Source organism: Costertonia aggregata, assembly GCF_013402795.1.
GTDB classification, from domain to species: Bacteria; Bacteroidota; Bacteroidia; order Flavobacteriales; family Flavobacteriaceae; genus Costertonia; species Costertonia aggregata.
This window is the reverse complement of the sequence record NZ_CP058595.1, coordinates 1,340,847-1,358,829: the sequence shown is the minus strand read 5'-3', so window position 1 is coordinate 1,358,829 and position 17,983 is coordinate 1,340,847. Positions and strand designations below refer to the sequence as shown.

Annotated in this window: 21 protein-coding genes; 8 read left to right on the top strand and 13 right to left on the bottom strand. The window is 39.4% G+C overall.

Annotated features, from left to right (window positions below):
- Positions 1–24: 24 nt before the first annotated feature.
- The 7 genes from HYG79_RS06285 to HYG79_RS06255 form a co-directional block, all read right to left on the bottom strand.
- Positions 25–471 (bottom strand): response regulator, encoded by a 447-nt coding sequence (locus tag HYG79_RS06285; protein ID WP_179241264.1) that lies wholly within the window; start codon positions 469–471, stop codon positions 25–27.
- Positions 472–486: 15 nt separating this feature from the next.
- Positions 487–1,047, bottom strand: coding sequence for a helix-turn-helix domain-containing protein (locus tag HYG79_RS06280; protein ID WP_179241263.1), 561 nt, complete (start codon positions 1,045–1,047; stop codon positions 487–489).
- Between the two features lie 300 nt (positions 1,048–1,347).
- Positions 1,348–1,692 (bottom strand): hypothetical protein, encoded by a 345-nt coding sequence (locus tag HYG79_RS06275; protein ID WP_179241262.1) that lies wholly within the window; start codon positions 1,690–1,692, stop codon positions 1,348–1,350.
- A gap of 94 nt (positions 1,693–1,786) precedes the next feature.
- A complete protein-coding gene (locus HYG79_RS06270; protein WP_179241261.1) occupies positions 1,787–1,978 on the bottom strand; it encodes a hypothetical protein in 192 nt (63 codons plus the stop codon).
- A gap of 53 nt (positions 1,979–2,031) precedes the next feature.
- Positions 2,032–2,193: a DUF1328 family protein gene (locus HYG79_RS06265; protein ID WP_179241260.1), complete on the bottom strand. Its 162-nt coding sequence runs from the start codon at positions 2,191–2,193 to the stop codon at positions 2,032–2,034.
- Between the two features lie 112 nt (positions 2,194–2,305).
- The gene (locus HYG79_RS06260) at positions 2,306–3,028 is read right to left on the bottom strand and encodes an SOS response-associated peptidase (protein WP_179241259.1); all 723 of its coding nucleotides are present in this window, start codon (positions 3,026–3,028) and stop codon (positions 2,306–2,308) included.
- Positions 3,029–3,210: 182 nt separating this feature from the next.
- Complete coding sequence (locus tag HYG79_RS06255) at positions 3,211–3,660, bottom strand: ferritin-like domain-containing protein (RefSeq protein ID WP_179241258.1); 450 nt, start codon at positions 3,658–3,660, stop codon at positions 3,211–3,213.
- Positions 3,661–3,950: 290 nt separating this feature from the next.
- Here HYG79_RS06255 and HYG79_RS06250 point away from each other — a divergent pair, with 290 nt between their 5' ends.
- The gene (locus tag HYG79_RS06250) at positions 3,951–4,163 is read left to right on the top strand and encodes a hypervirulence associated TUDOR domain-containing protein (protein WP_179243490.1); all 213 of its coding nucleotides are present in this window, start codon (positions 3,951–3,953) and stop codon (positions 4,161–4,163) included.
- An 80-nt stretch (positions 4,164–4,243) separates the two neighbouring features.
- Here HYG79_RS06250 and HYG79_RS06245 read toward each other — a convergent pair whose 3' ends face one another.
- The 3 genes from HYG79_RS06245 to HYG79_RS06235 form a co-directional block, all read right to left on the bottom strand.
- Positions 4,244–5,119 carry a mechanosensitive ion channel family protein gene (locus HYG79_RS06245; protein WP_179241257.1) on the bottom strand — a complete coding sequence of 292 codons (876 nt, stop codon included), beginning with the start codon at positions 5,117–5,119 and terminating at the stop codon, positions 4,244–4,246.
- Positions 5,120–5,123: 4 nt separating this feature from the next.
- Positions 5,124–6,203: a DNA topoisomerase IB gene (locus HYG79_RS06240; protein WP_179241256.1), complete on the bottom strand. Its 1,080-nt coding sequence runs from the start codon at positions 6,201–6,203 to the stop codon at positions 5,124–5,126.
- A gap of 83 nt (positions 6,204–6,286) precedes the next feature.
- Complete coding sequence (locus HYG79_RS06235) at positions 6,287–6,862, bottom strand: hypothetical protein (protein WP_179241255.1); 576 nt, start codon at positions 6,860–6,862, stop codon at positions 6,287–6,289.
- 206 nt (positions 6,863–7,068) lie between these two features.
- Between HYG79_RS06235 and HYG79_RS06230 the strand changes: the two genes are divergently transcribed.
- Together HYG79_RS06230 and HYG79_RS06225 are read left to right on the top strand one after the other, a co-directional pair.
- Positions 7,069–8,364, top strand: coding sequence for a DUF2254 domain-containing protein (locus HYG79_RS06230; protein WP_179241254.1), 1,296 nt, complete (start codon positions 7,069–7,071; stop codon positions 8,362–8,364).
- A gap of 215 nt (positions 8,365–8,579) precedes the next feature.
- Positions 8,580–9,089 (top strand): peroxiredoxin-like family protein, encoded by a 510-nt coding sequence (locus tag HYG79_RS06225; RefSeq protein ID WP_179241253.1) that lies wholly within the window; start codon positions 8,580–8,582, stop codon positions 9,087–9,089.
- A 79-nt stretch (positions 9,090–9,168) separates the two neighbouring features.
- On the opposite strand, the gene HYG79_RS06220 is transcribed toward HYG79_RS06225, so the two are convergent.
- Genes HYG79_RS06220 through HYG79_RS06210 form a run of 3 tightly spaced genes read right to left on the bottom strand, consistent with a single transcriptional unit; the run spans position 9,169 to position 10,051 of the window.
- Positions 9,169–9,375, bottom strand: a complete 207-nt coding sequence (locus HYG79_RS06220; RefSeq protein WP_179241252.1) for a DUF6327 family protein — start codon at positions 9,373–9,375, stop codon at positions 9,169–9,171.
- Entirely contained in the window at positions 9,375–9,722 is a 348-nt protein-coding gene (locus tag HYG79_RS06215) for a hypothetical protein (protein WP_179241251.1), read from the bottom strand. The genes HYG79_RS06220 and HYG79_RS06215 overlap by 1 nt, the downstream gene beginning before the upstream one ends.
- Complete coding sequence (locus HYG79_RS06210; RefSeq protein ID WP_179241250.1) at positions 9,722–10,051, bottom strand: YtxH domain-containing protein; 330 nt, start codon at positions 10,049–10,051, stop codon at positions 9,722–9,724. Before HYG79_RS06210 ends, HYG79_RS06215 begins: the two co-directional genes overlap by 1 nt.
- Before the next feature lie 192 nt (positions 10,052–10,243).
- On the opposite strand from HYG79_RS06210, the gene HYG79_RS06205 reads away from it, so the two are divergent.
- The 5 genes from HYG79_RS06205 to HYG79_RS06185 all read left to right on the top strand — a co-directional run bounded on the left by HYG79_RS06205 (position 10,244) and on the right by HYG79_RS06185 (position 17,931).
- Entirely contained in the window at positions 10,244–11,599 is a 1,356-nt protein-coding gene (locus HYG79_RS06205; protein ID WP_179241249.1) for an NAD-dependent succinate-semialdehyde dehydrogenase, read from the top strand.
- A 23-nt stretch (positions 11,600–11,622) separates the two neighbouring features.
- A complete protein-coding gene (locus tag HYG79_RS06200; protein WP_179241248.1) occupies positions 11,623–11,802 on the top strand; it encodes a hypothetical protein in 180 nt (59 codons plus the stop codon).
- Positions 11,803–11,989: 187 nt separating this feature from the next.
- A complete protein-coding gene (locus HYG79_RS06195; protein WP_179241247.1) occupies positions 11,990–12,676 on the top strand; it encodes a head GIN domain-containing protein in 687 nt (228 codons plus the stop codon).
- 262 nt (positions 12,677–12,938) lie between these two features.
- Positions 12,939–16,679, top strand: coding sequence for a BamA/TamA family outer membrane protein (locus HYG79_RS06190; RefSeq protein ID WP_228027943.1), 3,741 nt, complete (start codon positions 12,939–12,941; stop codon positions 16,677–16,679).
- Positions 16,680–16,722: 43 nt separating this feature from the next.
- On the top strand, positions 16,723–17,931 hold the full coding sequence (locus HYG79_RS06185; protein ID WP_179241246.1) for a Pycsar system effector family protein: 1,209 nt from the start codon (positions 16,723–16,725) through the stop codon (positions 17,929–17,931).
- Positions 17,932–17,983 lie beyond the last annotated feature (52 nt).

The following is a 17,983-nucleotide window of genomic DNA, read 5'->3' as shown; positions in this document are numbered from 1 at the left end:
TGAGTCAAAAAAATGACCGTTATATCACAAACGCAATAGAAAATTGTCACGGTTCAATGCCGAAGTGTGGTATTGCCAATTTATTTTAAGAACCCGTGCCAAAGCTTTTTTCAATGCCGAAAAGCTGTTCGGTTTGTTGATGTAAATATTGGCACCATGCACAAAAGTTTCCTCGATATCCTCTTCAGAGGAAGAAGTAGAATAAATAGCGACGCACAAATTCCTTAAAACCTCGTTTTCACGTATCTCTTTTAAACATTGCATACCGTCCTTTACCGGCATGTTCAAATCCAAAAAAACAATTTCTGGCAATATGGCGTCAGGTGCCAACAAATGGTCCAATAGTTGCTTTCCATCATTGAACATCAATAATTTTGTGCTGATATCTATTTCCCCAATAGCTTCTTCAAAAAGCATTCTATCATCGGCATCGTCGTCTGCCAATACAATGTTCATAATTTGTAACCCCATATTTTCATTAGAGGATTATGGCGTTATTCCCTTTTCTTTTCGTTTTTTGATAATGCGTTGAAAAGCGGAAGGTGTTAGGCCGGTTGTTTTTTTAAATTGTGCGGATAGGTGTGCTACACTACTGTAATTCAACTTGTACGCAATTTCTGTCAAGGTAAGATTTTTATGAATGATTAATTGCTTTGCGACATCAATTTTTTTTAAAATAATAAAATTTTCTATTGATGAATGTGTTGCCTCTGAAAATACCGTGGACAAATATGAGTAGGAGTAGTTTAGCTCATCGGTCAAATAGGATGAAACGGTATATTTTCTAGCTTTATCATCATCTTTGATGAGTGCTGTTACACAATCTTTAATACGCTGTACCAAAACATTATGGGGATCGTTCAACACTTCAATGCCATATCTTGCCAAGGCCTGTACAATTTTTTCCCTCTCCAAATCTGTCGGTTTTTTTTGAAAAACCACTTCGCCCATGTTGATCAAGGTATATTGTAGACCCAAAGCATCCAACTGTTCTTTTAAAACGGTCTCGCAAATAAAAGAATAGTCAAATTTGATATTCATTTTCATATACCACTAATTTGAGTCATTACGCTTGCGCAGATTCATATCTTATTTCCTTTAAAACGCATAACGAGGGTGGTTCATGCGATTCAATTCTCGCACGGTTTGGCCCTACAGAAGCCGTTCTTACATACAGGTAGCCAATTTAATCAATAAAAAGATTTTTTCGATACTATGGCCAAAGTAAAAAATAGTGGTATTGATGGTAACCTATGACGTTTTTTTTGATATGAAGATGGTGATGGCAGGGAATGATGGATTATCTATTTGTAGCTATATTGATTGCTGAACCAGTGAAGTACCGTTTTATTCCTCTACCTCAAATATATTGCCTTTTTGCGATATGTTTTCCTTGGGTACCGCATTAAAGAATTCTCCCATGCTTGTATCACTTGCAGGACTGTAATTGGCCAGTACGGTACCTTTGCTGCCATTTTTAGCCTCGATTACGTACAGTATGGACATATCAGCGGGATTGCTTACGCCCTCAAAACGGTGTTCCGCAACAATATGTACGTCCGTAGGTTTATATTCATCTTTGGTCTCCAAATCGATTAGCATAGCGTTGGCTACACGATAACTGTTCGTATACCCTTTCTCTTGATATTTTTTTATATAATCCTTTTCGCTCTTTAAATTTATATTTTCCATGTATGTTATTTTACTGTTCAAAAAAGAAACGGGCAAATTTCCTGAGAGGAATCTGCCCGTTACATAATCAACCAATCAACCTATAACAAGTCGTTTAATTGTCGTCTGTAGCATCGTCTATTTCGTCTTCGACTTCCTCTGCACCTTCCTCAATATCTTCGCCTACTTCTTCAATGCTTTCCTCTACTTTTTCACCGGCCGATTTATCCTCTCTACAACTGGTAAAAGTTGAAAGGGAGACTGTGAACAACAGGGCAAATAGAAAGTAAATTATCGATTTTTTCATTGTATTTGAATTTTAGTGTTATTGTATGGTTTTTTAGCATTCAATAGGATATGCTATACTTTTTTCCTGCCCGTAATCAATGAAATCACAAATAGAATCAAGAAGATAAAGAACAGTATTTTAGCTATACTTGCAGCACCGGCTGCTATTCCTCCAAATCCGAAAATTGCGGCGATTATCGCTAATATGATAAATGTAATTGTCCAACGTAACATAGTTATTGTTTTTTAAGGTTAAGGTCGTGTTGATGCTTTATCAACTTCCCTGTAACAAAGGTGGTCAAATGTTACGGTTTCGGGTATCGCTATCCGTTTCATTATTGACCCTTTACCGTTCTTGGCCACTAAAGAATCCGTTGGGAATATTGTCATAAAAAACGGATTCTAGCATAGAATCGTAGGAGATATTGTTTTTGTAAAACTCTTTAGCGATCGGGTGGGATTTAATTTGGTATGTGTGCGGGGTGTCTAGAATTTCCTTGATTTCACTCATTTCAATACCTTCTTGTAGCCAAGCGGATTGCAGATGACCGTTCAATATCACCGGCATATTTTGACCTATGTTATGAACCTTGCGTATACTGTCGTCAGCGGAACACGTTATAACGCTACAGGTTACAAAACCATCTTCCAGAACAGTATATATGCCCGCAAGACAAAAAGGTAATCCGGTGGCTCTCGAAAAATAAAAAGGGTAAACGATACCATCGGACAAGTACGAGGTAAAGAAACCCGTAACGGGAATCAGGCATCTTTTACTGAGTAATGATTTAGCGTACCACAAATTGGATTCCATCGTTTCCAAAGGGGCGTTCAAGGTATTGCATATGTTCTGAAAAACACGCCATTCCTCCTCATAGCCGTCCGGCAAAATGCCCCAGATCGCTGGAGTTATCAAGTTGTCCTCTTTCATTGAAACTATTGGGATACATTCTTCTTCAAAACCATTTATCAATACTTTTTTCTCGTATATATGCGGATACTTAAAGGAACGGTTCAATAGTTCTTCCAAAGCTTTTTTACTCGCTGTGTTCGAAAGTTTGTAATACATGCTCTTTTTTATTGTAAGGTATCAATATGCAATTCAACTATTGCCGTGATACCTTTAATTGCTATTGTAATCCCACAATAAAAGCTATTTTACGATGCATCGGCCTTCAGGTTTTTATATTGTTCAAAATAAAAAAAGGAACGCCTAAAGCGTCCCTTTTTGGATTCTGATTCAAGCAATTTTTATTGCAAATCTTCCAGTTGTTTGATTTTGTTCAAATCGGCCTTAATGGCATTCATTTGCTGTGTGAGCAATGTGGCAGTACTTGGCGGTAAGTTCGTGTCGCTCAATACTTCTTTATATTCCTCTACGGCAGCTTCTTCGCCGCGTATGGATTCTTCCAACATTGATTCTGCATCATCGGCAGAGAAAAATGCTTTCGTGTCCATCCATGCACGGTGTACGGCTCCGGTTACACTTCCACCTTTATCAACATCTTCGCCAAACTGTTTGATTTCGGTCTTTAAGGCATGTCCAAAATTATAGCGTTCTTCGCTTTTTCTGGTAAAGAAAGATTTTAAACTTGCATTGTCGGTATTCTCCGCTGCTTTTTTATAGCCTTTTTCGGCATCGTACGTTTTTTCTAAAAGGTCGTTCAAGTTTTCTGCTACTGTTGCTGTGTATGTACTCATATGTTGTATAATTTTAAATGATTGGGCTTTTTCTTTAAAGATGCTTCCCAATTGACATCCACAACAAATATAGAGGCGATTACAGTAAAGGGTTGATGCTAAAAAATGAATTGTTAGTCCATTCAATGCATTCTACAAAAACCAGTAAATAGAGTACTTTTTTTACGGATTGCATCTATGCGACCAAAAGATTTTAATGATATTGACATAAAAATAATAAATGCGGTAAACGTTTATCAAATCGTTATCAAAACGATTTGAAAATGAGATACGCCAAAAAAATAAATACTATGATTCAAAAAGGAACTCAAGTAGAATGGAAATGGGGCAATGGCTCCGCAAGGGGAAAGGTAAAAGAAACCTATACCTCAAAAATCACAAAAACCATCAAGGGCAACGAAGTCACCCGCAATGGGGAAGAAGGGGATAAAGCCCTGTACATTGAACAAGAAGATGGTGATTATGTGCTCAAAAGTGAGAGCGAAGTAGAACGTGTAGACTAATTGCCTTGATATTTTTTTCAATAAAAAAGGCCACCTTTTTTGTAGGTGGCCTTTTTGGTTCTACAATTCTAGTTCTATAACTATACTTTTTCCATTGGGAAGTTATCCGGAAAATCAAGGGTTCTGATAGGGAACGGGATATTGATATCATTTTCGTCAAATACCTTTTTAATGGCGATCATAGCTTCTGTTTTGGCTTTTAACACCTCTAAGGCCGAAGTGGAGTCAATCCAAAACCGAACTTCAAAGTTTATGGAACTGTCCCCAAAACCGGTATACAGAAAAATTACGTCGTCCTTACTTTCAACCGGTTCAAAATTTTCAACAATGGTCTTGTTGACCAGTTCACGCACAAATTCCAAATCGGACGAGTATCCGACCCCACATTCCAAAATTACCCTGGACTGTGCCGTGGTCGAATAGTTTTTTATGGGATTTTCAAGTACGAGCTTGTTGGGGATGTATACCAGATTATTGTCCGGTTGCTTTATGGTAACGGCCCTAAGGTCCAAATCTACCACTTCGCCTTCATAGTTGTTGCTCTCTATCCAGTCACCGAATTTTACCTGTTTGATATAGGAAAGCACAATGCCCGAATACGTGTTGGATAATGCGCCCTGCAAAGCCAAACCAACGGCCAAACCTGCTACACCTGCACCTGCCAAAATGGTATTCAACGCCTTGCTCAGGTCTAGAATGCCCAGCACCAAAAAAATACCTCCCAATATGACCAATACCGATACCAATTTAGCGATCACATTTTTCATTGATCGCTGTAGTTTACTTTTATCAAGTAGGCGTAAGGCCAATTTGCTGATATATTTTGACAAGAGTATCACGACAATAAAAACGATAATGGCCAAAATAATGTTGGGTAGGTTAATGACCAGCTGATCCACCCATGATTCTAGGCGTTTGATCATCTCGTTCCATGCGTTTTCCAAGTTTATATTCATGATCTTATTCTTTTAATTCAGGTTTATATGTCGCTATTACATCTAAAAGAGCTATCTCCGAAGACGATAAATATTTGGTTACGGCGTCTGGGCGGCTCGCTTTTTCAAAATAGATGTTCAATTTCCCTTTTTCATAGGCCATTGGTAGTATTGGGTGTACATATGAACTTCGGCATACGTTGCGCGTGTTGCCGAGTGCTTTGGCCGTGGTATCATAAGCTGCCAGTATATTTGATTTAATGCCTTCTTTATCTTTGGTAGTGCCCATATCCATAAGAGAGTTGAAAAAAATCACACCAGCGGCCCAGGTTCTAAAATCTTTTGCGGTAAAGTCCATTCCGCTTATTTCCTTTACATAGGCATTGACCATTCCGCTGTCGATTTGTTCTTTGTTTCCATCGTTATCGTAATAATGGAATAATTCCCAACCCGGTATTTCTTCACATTGGCTTACCAAGCGAATCAATTTTTTATTTCGGACCGTCACCTTATGCTCCTTACCTCTTTTTCCCTTGAACTCAAATTTCATCTTTTCTTTGTTGATATGTACATGGCGTTTTCTGAGTGTGGAAATGCCGTAAGTTTGATTGTATCGCGCATATTGTTCGTTACCTATTCGTATGTGGGTCTCTTCCATAAGGCGTACCACCAAGGCCAGCACTTTGGTTCTTGTCCATTTTTTTTGTTCCAGATCTAAGTCAACGGTTTTTCGGATTTTGGGAAGGGATTTCCCGAATAGGCCCATACGATAAAATTTGGTCTGTTTGCGAACCTTGGTCCAGAGCTCGTGGTACTTGTACTGTTTGCGTTTTTTGGTATCCCTGCCCACGGCTTGCAGATGCCCATTGGGTAGATGGGTAATCTTTACATTTTGCCATGCTGGGGGAATCACCAATGCTTTGATACGTTGTAGATCTTCTTTTTGTCTTAATGCCCTATCACCATATAGATATTGAAAACCATCGCCGTTTTTCTTACGTATGATGGGCATTTTGTCATCAGATACATATACAAGATCTAAATGGCTTATTGCCTTTTTTGGCTCGCTTAGTAAAGTATTTAATAGAGAAGGGTCTGTTTTCATGGCCTTATGTTTGGTTATCATCAAAAAAATGGCGCCGACTTTGAAGTGTGCCAGCACCATTTTAAACTAACAACCAACCAATCTTATTTGGTATAAATCACGGTGTAATCGTTCAATGAGGATTTTAGGTTCTCTTTGGAATCCAAATAATCATATTGCATATTGAATACACGTTCTGGTTTTACACCAATAATGTAATGTCTTACGTTTAAATCGGGAGCATTCAAGGTAATTTGGTCAGATACCCGCATTTTCTTATCTCCGATAGATTGTTCTGTGGGCTCTAACTGGGAAATGACATATAGGTTATCTCCCGATGCCCAAATTTCTTGGATTTCGAGGGAATGTTCCTTATCGGTAACCTCGGCCTCTACCATTATCGTTTTTTCGAATTTCTCATCTCCGTCTGGCATATCAACATCAATATAAGGCACCTCTACGGTCTCCTCTTCCATAACGATGACCACTTTGGGAATTTCCAAGGTATCTGTTCTCGTTCCTACATTCACATCGGCCCAATTCACATCGTATTCCGGCAATTCTCCGGCATCAGCGGTTACATCTACATCCAATTCCGGCATTTCACCTTTTTCCTCTTTTTTGATATTGCATGCACTCAAGACCGTTAATGACATTCCGAGTAATAGTAACTTTTTCATATGTATATGTTTTAAATTCATAAATCGTTTGATACAAAACTATACCTACTTGACCATTATGGCGTGCTGTAACCATTTTAAGGTTAACGGAATGCGATACCGATTCGCTGAAGGAAAGTTTATAAAGTTGGTTGCGTTAGCATTAAAACTGATTGTGGCCGTAGTTTTGATTTTCTTAGGCCACTTTTATAGCTTATTACATTTATATGCAGAATCCCATTGCCTTAGCCAAGAAAGTCATAAAGAAAGGATATGATGTAGCCATGCGTAGCATAGCATTTTATCCTGTTTTTATAAGTTTCACTCTTTTTTGTTTCGCATTTTTTACCTTGTCCTTTGAGGACTTTGATTTGGTATCGAATATGAAAGGGGATTATCCTTATTTGTTCATTGATGATACGGATACGGCCCGTACCATCCTTTCCACGCTTATCGCCGGCATATTGTCGTTGACCGTTTTTAGTTTTACCATGGTCATGGTGGTGCTGAACCAAGCTTCATCTAATTTTTCACCCAGATTGCTGCCCGGTCTGGTTTCGAACAAACGGCACCAACTCATTTTGGGTTGCTACATTGGTACCCTACTGTATTGCACGATAGTTTTGATCTCGTTAGGAGCCTATGAACTTGAAGACAGTACGGTAGGCTTGTCCACCACAATCGCTGCCATATTCGGGGTGTGTTGTGTAGGTCTTTTTGTTTCCTTCATCCACAATATTTCAAGTGCCGTACAAATCCAAAACATTGTTGAGGGTATATACAAGCGAACCGATACAAAATTAGACGGGCTATTGGATAGGGAACTACGGAGAAAAACACCTCTACAACATCTAAGAACGGATGATTTTACTGTTATTGCCTCTGAAGAAAGCGGCTATTTTCAAGGATTTGATATTGATTTGGTGGATTCCAAACTTTTTGATGCCGATTTACAACTTATCGTAATCCCATATTCAAGCCAGCATATCTTGAAAGATAGCCCCCTATTGAAAACAAGTAGAAAATTGACCAAAGAAGAGGAAGGGGCCTTATGTTTTGCTTGCACTGTTTCCAAGGATCTTCATGACGGTCACCATCCGCTACTTGGTCTTATTAAACTTATGGAGGTTGCCGTCAGGGCCATGTCACCCGGTATCAACGACCCTGGTACCGCACTTGATGTTGTTCATAAATTGGGGCCTTTACTGCATAAGATGGTACGTTTGCCCACCTATACCTCGATCAACGCTAACCAAAAGGGAATTGTTGTTACTACAACCAATATTTCTACATCAGAACTTTTGAGCACCATACTGCAGCCCATTCGGCTCTACGCCAAAAACAATACAACCTTGATGATCGGGTTAATTCGAATTTTGGATTATTTGAACGCAATGGGCAGCATTTACAATGCCGATAAAAAAGCCATTGCAAAGGAAAGGGAAGCCATAAGAAGTGATGTTGATTCCTGCATTACAAACAAAAAAGATAAAGAAGAGATTTTACGATTTCTCGGTGCCTGAACCAAGCTTAACCGCATAATCAGGATTCAAAATCCTCCGATGCTTATCTAGAAAACACTGTTAATTTTACTTCTCCTGCTTTTTGGGATTGCCCAGAAATAATTTGCTTCATGAATTGGCTATATCGATTTGCGTCAATAATTCAACCCATCCTGTCAAAACTTCACTCCCTGACTGTCTATTTTTAAAAAATTCAATTTTAAAATCAAATAAAAATGATAAAACCCAAAACAAAAGTACCCGATTTAGAGTTGCAATTGATCAACGATACCCAATGGAGCTTGAGGGCACAACAAAGTGAAACATTTACCATGCTCGTTTTTTATAGGGGATTACATTGTCCTATTTGTAAAAACTACTTGGAGGCCCTTGCAGCTAAGTTAGAAGATTTTAGCGAACGTGGCGTACATTTAATCGCTATTAGCTGCGATAACGAGGAACGCGCAAAAAAAGCAGGAGACACCTGGGCCATACCCGAATTGCCGGTCGGCTATAATCTATCTATAGAAAAAGCTAGGGAATGGGGACTCTTTATTTCTGAGGGAATAAAAGATTCAGAGCCCAATAAGTTTTCGGAACCGGCCGTATTTTTGGTAAAACCAGATAATACATTATATGCCTCTGCCATTCAGAGCATGCCTTTTGCACGGCCCAACTGGGACGATATGTTATCGGCTATAGATTATGTGCGTAAAAATGATTATCCTGCCCGTGGCGGACAATAATATGGGAAAATAGCTAAAAAAGGTTGTGATGTTGAAAACATCACAACCTTTTATTTGTTTCTATATTTTAAAGAAATCGCTATTTGATGATTTTTTTAAGTAACATCAAAACCCCATATTTTTTTACCCCTTTTAACAATGTACTTATCCAATTCATAGGTCTCAAATCTTCTTTGAATTGATGTCTTGTCAATTTTAGTTCTTCCATTTGAATTTTGCGTTGCAAATTCAAGGTCTGTAACTCTAACTTGATTTCTTTTAGAGAGGTGTATGGTTTTCTTTTCATTAGTCAAAATAATTTTCCGAAAGCTTGCGGATGACCATCCTTTCGATTTTGTTTCTAAGTGTATAGACGATAGCTATAATCACAAAAAATGACAGAGCTACTATCAAATAGCCCAAAGCTGCATGGTCAAAATAAACATTAAGGGCAGAAGCTGCCGCCACGGCCATAAAAATAAGTCCAAGGGTGCAAAGAATACCGTAAATGGCAGCTTTACATCCTGTTGAGGAAAGAATGGCCAACTGTTGAAATACTTTTAATTCATAGTATTTCTTGGTCGTACGTACATACGCTTCACCCTTTTCGGCAGCCTCAGAACTGGTTTCATCCAATGCATCGATTATTCCCATTACGATTTCTGTAATTTTTTATTTTTTGTTTTCAATTCAGCCAATTTCTTTTCTAGGGTGGTAATGACATCCTCGGTCTTATGACTTACGTCAGATACGATATTTTCCAACTGATTGTCCAAAGATTCTCTTTTTGAAGCCACCGTTGCTGCTGCCCTATCCCTAAGATCATATGTGCTTTCAGCAATGGAGTCTCTTGTTGCTTCAGCTTGTTCGGCGATTTTTCTACGTGTTGCGGAACCTTTATCGGGTGCGAAGAGAATTCCCAATGCGGCACCGATTGCAGTTCCTGCCAATACTCCTAAAAATGTATTTCCATTATCGTTCATAATATAATATTTAAAAATTAGTATTAATTATCCATTTGCAAAAGTGCTATTTAGGCTTGGATGTGATTGACGCAAAAAAATAAAAGATTGATCTAGTCCGCATATCTTCGGTAGCATTAAGGAGAAAACCGATTGGAGTATTTCAAAAGGTTTCACATATGTATATTGCCCGATAATACAAATAAGTGTCAGATGATTACAACCAAAAATCCTTTTACAGCTCAGCTCATCAGGGAGTATAAGTTACATACCGAAGCCGAAATAGAGCAAATTCTCGAAAAATCAAATGTGGCCTTCAAGCTTTGGAAGTACGAACAAATCGTACATCGCACAAATTTGTTGCAAAAAGTGTCCGAGTTGTTGATAGAAAGGAAAAAGGAATACTCCGAATTGATGACCCAAGAAATGGGAAAGCCCATCACCCAAAGCATATCGGAAATTGAAAAATGTGTTTGGGCCTGTGATTTTTATGTAAAGAACGCAGCTCAATTTTTAGCTGATGAGCTTATTGAAACAGATGCGGACGAAAGTTTTGTGAGTTATGACCCAGTGGGAACTATTTTGGCCATAATGCCTTGGAATTTTCCGTTTTGGCAGGTCATACGGTTTGCCGCCCCTACTTTGACGGCCGGGAACACGGCTATTTTAAAACACGCAGCGAATACTACGGGTTGTGCCTTAGCATTGGAACAATTGTTCAGGGATGCCGGTTATCCCGAAGGATGTTTTCAAACCGTTTTGGCCGACCACGATACTATAGAAGACATCATAGCAGATAGCCGGGTTCAGGGCATTACTCTTACCGGAAGTGAAAAAGCAGGTCGTTCCATAGCCGCATTGGCCGGGAAACATTTGAAAAAAACAGTAATGGAACTTGGTGGTAACAATGCCTGTATCGTATGGGAAGATGCAGATTTGGACAAGTATATAGATACAATAGTGAACGCTAGAATGCAAAATACCGGACAAAGTTGTATTGCTGCAAAACGTTTTGTTGTTGTAGATGAAATTTATGCCAAATTCAATACCGTTTTCAAGGAAAAAATACAATCCTTAAGATCGGGAAACCCCATAAAACCTGAAACCGAAATAGGAGTTTTGGCCCGCCCGGATTTGGTTGACACGTTGGAAAACCAAATACGAGAATCAGTTGACAAAGGTGCTAACGTTACCTACGGAAATCAAAAAGACGGTAATTTTTTTGAGCCGACCATTTTGGAAAATGTCAGAAAAGGAATGCCCGCTTTTGACGAAGAACTTTTTGGGCCTGTTGCAGCTATTGTAAGGGCAAAAAACAGGGAAGATTCAATAGCGCTTGCCGCCGACTCCAAATTTGGCTTGGGCACAATGCTCTTTACACAAGATATAGATGAAGCAATAAGAATGGCAGGATCAATACCTGATGGTGGTTTTTTCATCAACGAGATGGTAAAATCCGATCCAAGGCTCCCCTTTGGCGGAACAAGAGCCTCCGGGTATGGTCGTGAACTTTCGAAAGAAGGTATTCTAGCATTTACCAATAAAAAAACGGTGTACATCAAGAAATAAATGTATCAACTAAAAACAAAAACATGAAAGAGAGAGAAGAAAAAACAAAATTTATAAAAGAACCAGATGAACCCACACGGGAGTACATTCTGCAAAAGAACAAAAAAACAAAATTGGGTATATACATACTCAGTGCATTTCTTGTACTGCTGATCGTAGGGGTAATTATCTCCGTAGTTTATTTTGGGTTTCCACAACTATAACTAAGTTGTTCAATTTCAAAAAACACCTGTTTTGCGTTACGGTCAGTAAAAAATGGTATAGCGACAACCCACATACTGCATAACCAATAGTTTTGTTTTGACAATTAAAAGTTTAATACGAACATATTTCCCAAAACATACTTGATTAACATAAATATGTTTTGGGAGTTGCTAAAAGAAAAAATTTATGAAAAAAATAGGAATGGCACTATTAGCCACAATTGTAATGGGAATGCCTTTGACGGCACAAGAAAGAGATATCACGGTAAACCTCGAAAGTTTTGATGAAGTTAAGGTTTTTGATCAGATTAATGTGAAGCTTATCAAAAGCGATAAAAACTGGGCAAGTATTACAGGAGACGACACTGATGAGGTAAATATTGCCAACAAAGATGGAAGACTCAAAATACGTATGGAACTCGACAATTTCATGGATGGTAACGAAACCAATGTTACGTTATATCACACCAAAAACATTCAATTGGTCGATGCTAATGAAGGGGCTAAAATTGTTTCCGACAATGAGTTGCAAGCAAAATATTTGACCTTGCGCTCCCAAGAAGGGGGAGAAATCCATACAAAAGTAGATACCCGTAATTTGGATAGCAAAGCCATTTCCGGAGGAGTATTGAAAATTTCGGGAAATGCCGAAAACCAAAATGTTAATGTGCGTAGTGGCGGTCAATATGATGCAAAGGAACTAACATCGACTCAAACCGATATTACCATTTTCGCAGGAGGCAATGCCACGATTACAACGAAGGAATATGTAGATGCCAATGTTACCGCTGGTGGTACTATCGAAATCTATGGAAACCCTGAAACAATTAAAGAAGACAAGACTTTGGGCGGTTCAATAATCGTGAGAAAGTAAGAAAATCTTAAGGGTAAAAAATTGAGGGGTTGGGTGTATGCCCAGTCCCTTTTTTCTACTGTAAATTCCAACAAACAATTTTATTGTGATTAAAATCGGCAGAAATAACCCGTTGTACATCCTAAAAGAATATAGTGTCAATATGTGGGTTCGAGGAATTTTGAGGAACAAAAAATCGTACTTCGGCTCAGCTCGGCAGAACTACCAAGAACAATTTTTTGGTCAAAATTCTTATTCTCGGTACAAATTATTCATTTCAATCATGGAATTCATTCGAATCGACAGAATTTCATTAAAATCCACAATGAGCGGATATGGTTTTTTTTCAGGGTTTTTGATAGCCATTATGGTATTAAACAGCTCTTGTGCCACACATTCATTGCAAAGGGAAAAGGGATTGCAAAGTGAGAAAAAGAAAAAAAAGGTTTCTCACACCTTTTACATTGCGGGAGGTTTTGGCAACCAAAAAAACAATACAGATGAAAGCTTGGTAAACACCCTTAAAAACCGTCTAGGGAAAGCTGATGAAAATAGCACGCTCCTATTTGTGGGCGATAATATTTCTGCTGAGGAAAATGCTTGGCAAAAAGATAAAAAATTATTAGACCAACAGTTGGCACTGGCACAAAATTTTAAAGGGAATATTACTTTTCTGCCCGGTAACAATACGTGGAAAAATAAGAACATCGACTCCGTTCAAAGGGTAGAGGAGTACTTGGATAAAGTAAAGACCCAAGATGATTATGTGCTTCCAAAAAATGGATGCCCTTTGGATTTCAAGGTCATTAACGATGATTTAGACCTGCTGTTGATCGACTCTAAATGGTTTATCTCTAATTGGTCGCGAGTAGAGGGAATCAATAAAAAATGTACCGATATTGTAACCCGTAGACGGTTTGCCGAAGAGCTTGAAGGTTATATCAACGATGCGCAGGGTAAAAATTTGGTTATCGCCATGCACCATCCCGTTTTTACGAATGGCGAATACGCCGGTCATAAAGATTTGAAGAGCCATTTGCTTCCGCTACCGATAATCGGTTCCCTCATCAACGGTATCCATGATCTTGGAACTTTTTCGCCCGATAACCCGCTGTCGCGACGCTATAATTACTTGCGTATTTTGGTTAGCTCATTGGCAAAAGCGTCTGATCGTATCACTGTGATATCAGGTCATGAAGAAAGTCTACAGTATCTTTCCGGTGGCGATATTCATCAAATCATCAGTGGTTCGTTTGGGAACAATGCGCCAACTAAACGTACTGCTGATAGAATCAATACGGTAGGCGGTAGCCTACCGTACGAAGGTCATTTCACGTATGGGAAAAAAGGGTTCGCACAGTTGGTTTATTTTGAAGACGGTTCGTCACAGGTTACTTTTATCACATCTGACGAAGAACTTGAGCCCATTACCGTATTACCTGAATTTGTTACAAAATCAGTAAATGATCCTTATGTAAAGATTACCGATAAAACAGTAATCGATTCTGTTTACGGTCCAGAAAAGAAAATACAACGTAGTGATTTTTTTGAATATTTATGGGGAAATCGATATCGCGATTATTATCATAGGGCGGTTACAGCTCCTGTGGCGTATTTGGATACTTTGCACGGCGGTTTACAATTCATGAAAAAAGGGGGTGGGCATCAATCGTATTCCATACGGCTGCAGGATAAAGATGAGCGAGAGTTCGCTATGCGTTCATTGCGAAAAGATCCGTTGAAATATTTAAGATATAGCGTTCGTGGAGTGGCGTTTACCGAAGACGACTATATGGGCACGTTACCGGAAAAATTGATTTCCGACTTCTTTACGACCGCACACCCATACATGCAAATGGTCATTAACCCAATGGCAAAAGCAGTAGATGTGAACCATGCCGATACACAACTTTTTTTCGTGCCCAGGCAACGCGGTCTTGAACGATTGAATGATGAATTTGGGAACGAACTCTATTTTATAGAACAACGGCCGTCAGATGAACAACTGAATTACAAAGGCTATCGTAGGACAATTGATGAAAAAGGAAAAATTACCGATTTCGAAAGTACGACCGATATGTTGGAGAAAATCAAGAGTGACGAATCCTATACCGTTGACCAACAAAGTTATGTTCGCGCTCGGGTCTTTGATATGCTTTTGGGCGATTGGGACCGCCATGAAGATCAGTGGCGATGGGCAGAATACGAAAAACCCGATGGCAACAAAGAATTTATGCCCGTTCCCAGGGACAGGGACAATGCCTTCCCAAAATTCGACGGTGCCGCTATCAACGTAATCCAATGGTTTATCCCCATAACACGGCAATGGCAATCTTACGGGCCTACGATAAAAAGTACAAAATGGCTCAACTATAACGGGAGCAGGTTAGATAGGGCATTATTGACCAAATATGATGCGAAAGGCTGGGAACGTGAAGCACAGTATATCAAAGAACATTTATCCGAGGAAGATATTGATAGGGCATTCCTGCGTCTGCCCCAAGAAGTACAGGACAGTACAGCGGCTTATATTAAGATGAGCTTGAAACAACGGTTAAAAAACCTCCCAAAATACGCCAGGGAGTATGGGGAGTATCTGGATGAAAGAATCGCTCTTTACGCTACAGAGAAAGATGATGAAATCAAGATTGTTCGCCTCCCCGGTGGAAAAACCAAAGTAGTCCTAAGAAGGTTGCTATCCGATAGAAAAAACGAGAAATTCTATGAGCGAACTTTTGATGCGGACCATACCAACGAATTATGGATCTATGGTTTGGGCGATAACGATAATTTTGAGGTTTTGGGAACAGGCGATGCAAGAATATTTCTCAGGCTTATCGGCGGGTATGGAAAGGACGATTTTATTATCAAAAACCGAAAAGCCTTAAAAATATACGATTGGCGATATGAGGAGTCTGAATTTGAAGGCAAAGATCCGGCGAAACATTTTACCGATATTTACAAAACCAATACATTTCATTGGCGCTATTTTAAACCGGATCGCAATATTCTTGTGCCCAATTTTGACTTTAGAACCGATGACGGGTTTTCCGTTGGCGCCAAAAATACGTTTATCCATAATGGCTTCAATGGGAACCCGTTTCGCCAAAAACATATTTTGAACGCCAAGTATTTCTTCAATTTCAGGGCGACCGAGTTGAGCTACCGAGGCATATTTGCCAACGTTACCCCCAAGTGGAATTTTGAGTTGGATGGCTATCTTTCATCCCAACGATACGCCCAAAACTTTTTTGGCATAGGGAACGAAACCAATAATGCGGAAGATGTGGTCGGAAGGGATTTCTACAGGGCACGAACCGAACAAATACGTTTAAGTGCAGGAGTTGCTTACCATACCCTGCGCCTTAAGGGACTTTTTGAATCGTTTGATGTACAGGAGATGGGTGACCGTTTTTTTACTGCCGAAAATTTTGATACTCCTGTTTTTGAACGTCAAAATTATGTAGGTGCCGAGACATCGGCATATTATTATAATGATGATGCCGATGATTTCCCCACAAAAGGGCTTTACTTTGGGCTAGCGGCAGGTTATAAAACCAATACCGAGCTAGAGAACAATAGTTTTGGTTACTTCAAATTTCGTGCTGAGGTAATTCAAAAACTGATCGCTTCGGGGAATTTGGTGTTGAGTACCAAAGCTGAGTACAAGACTAATTTCGGTAATGATTATTTTTTCTATCATGCCCCATCCATTGGCGGTGATAATGGTTTGCGTGGTTTTCGCGATGAGCGCTTTGCCGGTAAATCCTATCTGTATCATTCTTCCGATGTGCGATTGCGGCTAAAAAGATATGTCACTGCATTGGCACCGGTAACCATTGGCGCCTACGGTGGCTTTGACTACGGCAGGGTGTGGCAGCCCAATGAGGGTTCCAATATTTGGCATACCTCCCAAGGCGTGGGATTATGGGCTAGCGCAGGTAATTATTTAGCGTTTAATCTAGGGTATTTTAATTCCGTCGAAGGCAATTTATTTCAATTTGGGCTTGGCTTCGGATTTTAGGCCATCCCAAAATAATCGGATTATGAATCCAAAACAGCGAAAAATGAAACACATACTTGATAAAGCAGAACATAAGGTAGTCAAAATACTGTCGCACGACTTGGCTCCTGAATACCTATATCACAACCTTAGGCATACCCAACGTGTGGTTGCCAATACAAAGGAGATTATAGAGGCCGTGGAACTTTCGGAAAATGAAAAAGAAAAGATTTTGTTGGCTGCATGGTTTCACGATACCGGATATATTCAAGGTCCCGAAAATCACGAAGAGAAAAGTTGTGAAATAGCTAAAGAATTTCTTGCCAATGAAAATTTCAAAGAGCAGGATGTTGAACACATTGAACAATTGATTTTGGCCACAAAAAGATATCACGAACCAAAAAACGAACAGGAAAAGATTATTCGAGATGCCGATTCGGGACATTTGGCCCAAAAGGACTTTAGGTCAATATCGGAGATGCTCCGGGAAGAACTGCAGAGGACCGGCCGAGAAAACTATGACCGAAATGAATGGCGTGACATTAATATTAAAATGTTCCGAACCGAACATCGATTTTATACCGATTATGCCAAAGAAAACTGGCAAAAAGAAAAGGACAAAAACTTGAGGCGTTTGGTCAAAGACCGAAAAAAAGAAAAACAACTCATTAAAAAGGAAAGGCTAAAGGCCAAATTTAAAGGAGAGATTCCCGATAGGGGGGTACAAACGCTTTATCGCACTACGCTTAGAAACCATATTAAACTCAGTGATATCGCCGATACAAAGTCAAACATATTGCTATCGGTCAATGCGATTATCATCTCATTGGCACTATCTAACTTGATTCCGAAATTGGACAACCCGTCAAACGACTATCTAATCGTTCCTACCCTTATCTTTATCGTTTTCAGTATTGTTTCCATGATATTGTCAATAAGTGCCACACGGCCAAATGTCACCAGTGGCACGTTTACCAAAGAGGACGTTGAACAGAAAAAAGTCAACCTCTTGTTTTTTGGTAACTTTCATAAGATGAAATTACAAAACTATGAGGAAGCCATTGCCGCCATGCTAAAAGACAAAGATTATATTTACAACTCATTGACCAAGGATCTATATTACTTAGGTGTGGTTTTAGAGCGAAAGTATAGGATTTTACGGTGGACGTATACCGTATTCATGATCGGAATAATCCTTTCGGTCATCGCTTTTGGCGTGGCCTTCCACTATTTTGGTCCTGAGCGGGTTTTGGAGAACGTGGTGGGAGGCTAGCGCTCTGTTTTAGACCTGTCCAGAACATGGTTTTAACAAAGAAATCAGTAGT

What these genes read in the sequence shown, in the direction of transcription:
- HYG79_RS06250 (WP_179243490.1), top strand. Translation starts at nt 3,951, where the DNA reads ATGATTCAAAAAGGAACTCAAGTAGAATGGAAATGGGGCAATGGCTCC.
- HYG79_RS06185 (WP_179241246.1), top strand. Translation starts at nt 16,723, where the DNA reads ATGAAACACATACTTGATAAAGCAGAACATAAGGTAGTCAAAATACTG.
- HYG79_RS06210 (WP_179241250.1), bottom strand. Translation starts at nt 10,051, where the DNA reads ATGAACGATAATGGAAATACATTTTTAGGAGTATTGGCAGGAACTGCA.
- HYG79_RS06195 (WP_179241247.1), top strand. Translation starts at nt 11,990, where the DNA reads ATGAAAAAAATAGGAATGGCACTATTAGCCACAATTGTAATGGGAATG.
- HYG79_RS06275 (WP_179241262.1), bottom strand. Translation starts at nt 1,692, where the DNA reads ATGGAAAATATAAATTTAAAGAGCGAAAAGGATTATATAAAAAAATAT.
- HYG79_RS06265 (WP_179241260.1), bottom strand. Translation starts at nt 2,193, where the DNA reads ATGTTACGTTGGACAATTACATTTATCATATTAGCGATAATCGCCGCA.
- HYG79_RS06260 (WP_179241259.1), bottom strand. Translation starts at nt 3,028, where the DNA reads ATGTATTACAAACTTTCGAACACAGCGAGTAAAAAAGCTTTGGAAGAA.
- HYG79_RS06190 (WP_228027943.1), top strand. Translation starts at nt 12,939, where the DNA reads ATGGAATTCATTCGAATCGACAGAATTTCATTAAAATCCACAATGAGC.
- HYG79_RS06270 (WP_179241261.1), bottom strand. Translation starts at nt 1,978, where the DNA reads ATGAAAAAATCGATAATTTACTTTCTATTTGCCCTGTTGTTCACAGTC.
- HYG79_RS06215 (WP_179241251.1), bottom strand. Translation starts at nt 9,722, where the DNA reads ATGGGAATAATCGATGCATTGGATGAAACCAGTTCTGAGGCTGCCGAA.
- HYG79_RS06235 (WP_179241255.1), bottom strand. Translation starts at nt 6,862, where the DNA reads ATGAAAAAGTTACTATTACTCGGAATGTCATTAACGGTCTTGAGTGCA.
- HYG79_RS06285 (WP_179241264.1), bottom strand. Translation starts at nt 471, where the DNA reads ATGGGGTTACAAATTATGAACATTGTATTGGCAGACGACGATGCCGAT.
- HYG79_RS06200 (WP_179241248.1), top strand. Translation starts at nt 11,623, where the DNA reads ATGAAAGAGAGAGAAGAAAAAACAAAATTTATAAAAGAACCAGATGAA.
- HYG79_RS06230 (WP_179241254.1), top strand. Translation starts at nt 7,069, where the DNA reads ATGCAGAATCCCATTGCCTTAGCCAAGAAAGTCATAAAGAAAGGATAT.
- HYG79_RS06245 (WP_179241257.1), bottom strand. Translation starts at nt 5,119, where the DNA reads ATGAATATAAACTTGGAAAACGCATGGAACGAGATGATCAAACGCCTA.
- HYG79_RS06225 (WP_179241253.1), top strand. Translation starts at nt 8,580, where the DNA reads ATGATAAAACCCAAAACAAAAGTACCCGATTTAGAGTTGCAATTGATC.
- HYG79_RS06205 (WP_179241249.1), top strand. Translation starts at nt 10,244, where the DNA reads ATGATTACAACCAAAAATCCTTTTACAGCTCAGCTCATCAGGGAGTAT.
- HYG79_RS06280 (WP_179241263.1), bottom strand. Translation starts at nt 1,047, where the DNA reads ATGAAAATGAATATCAAATTTGACTATTCTTTTATTTGCGAGACCGTT.
- HYG79_RS06220 (WP_179241252.1), bottom strand. Translation starts at nt 9,375, where the DNA reads ATGAAAAGAAAACCATACACCTCTCTAAAAGAAATCAAGTTAGAGTTA.
- HYG79_RS06255 (WP_179241258.1), bottom strand. Translation starts at nt 3,660, where the DNA reads ATGAGTACATACACAGCAACAGTAGCAGAAAACTTGAACGACCTTTTA.
- HYG79_RS06240 (WP_179241256.1), bottom strand. Translation starts at nt 6,203, where the DNA reads ATGAAAACAGACCCTTCTCTATTAAATACTTTACTAAGCGAGCCAAAA.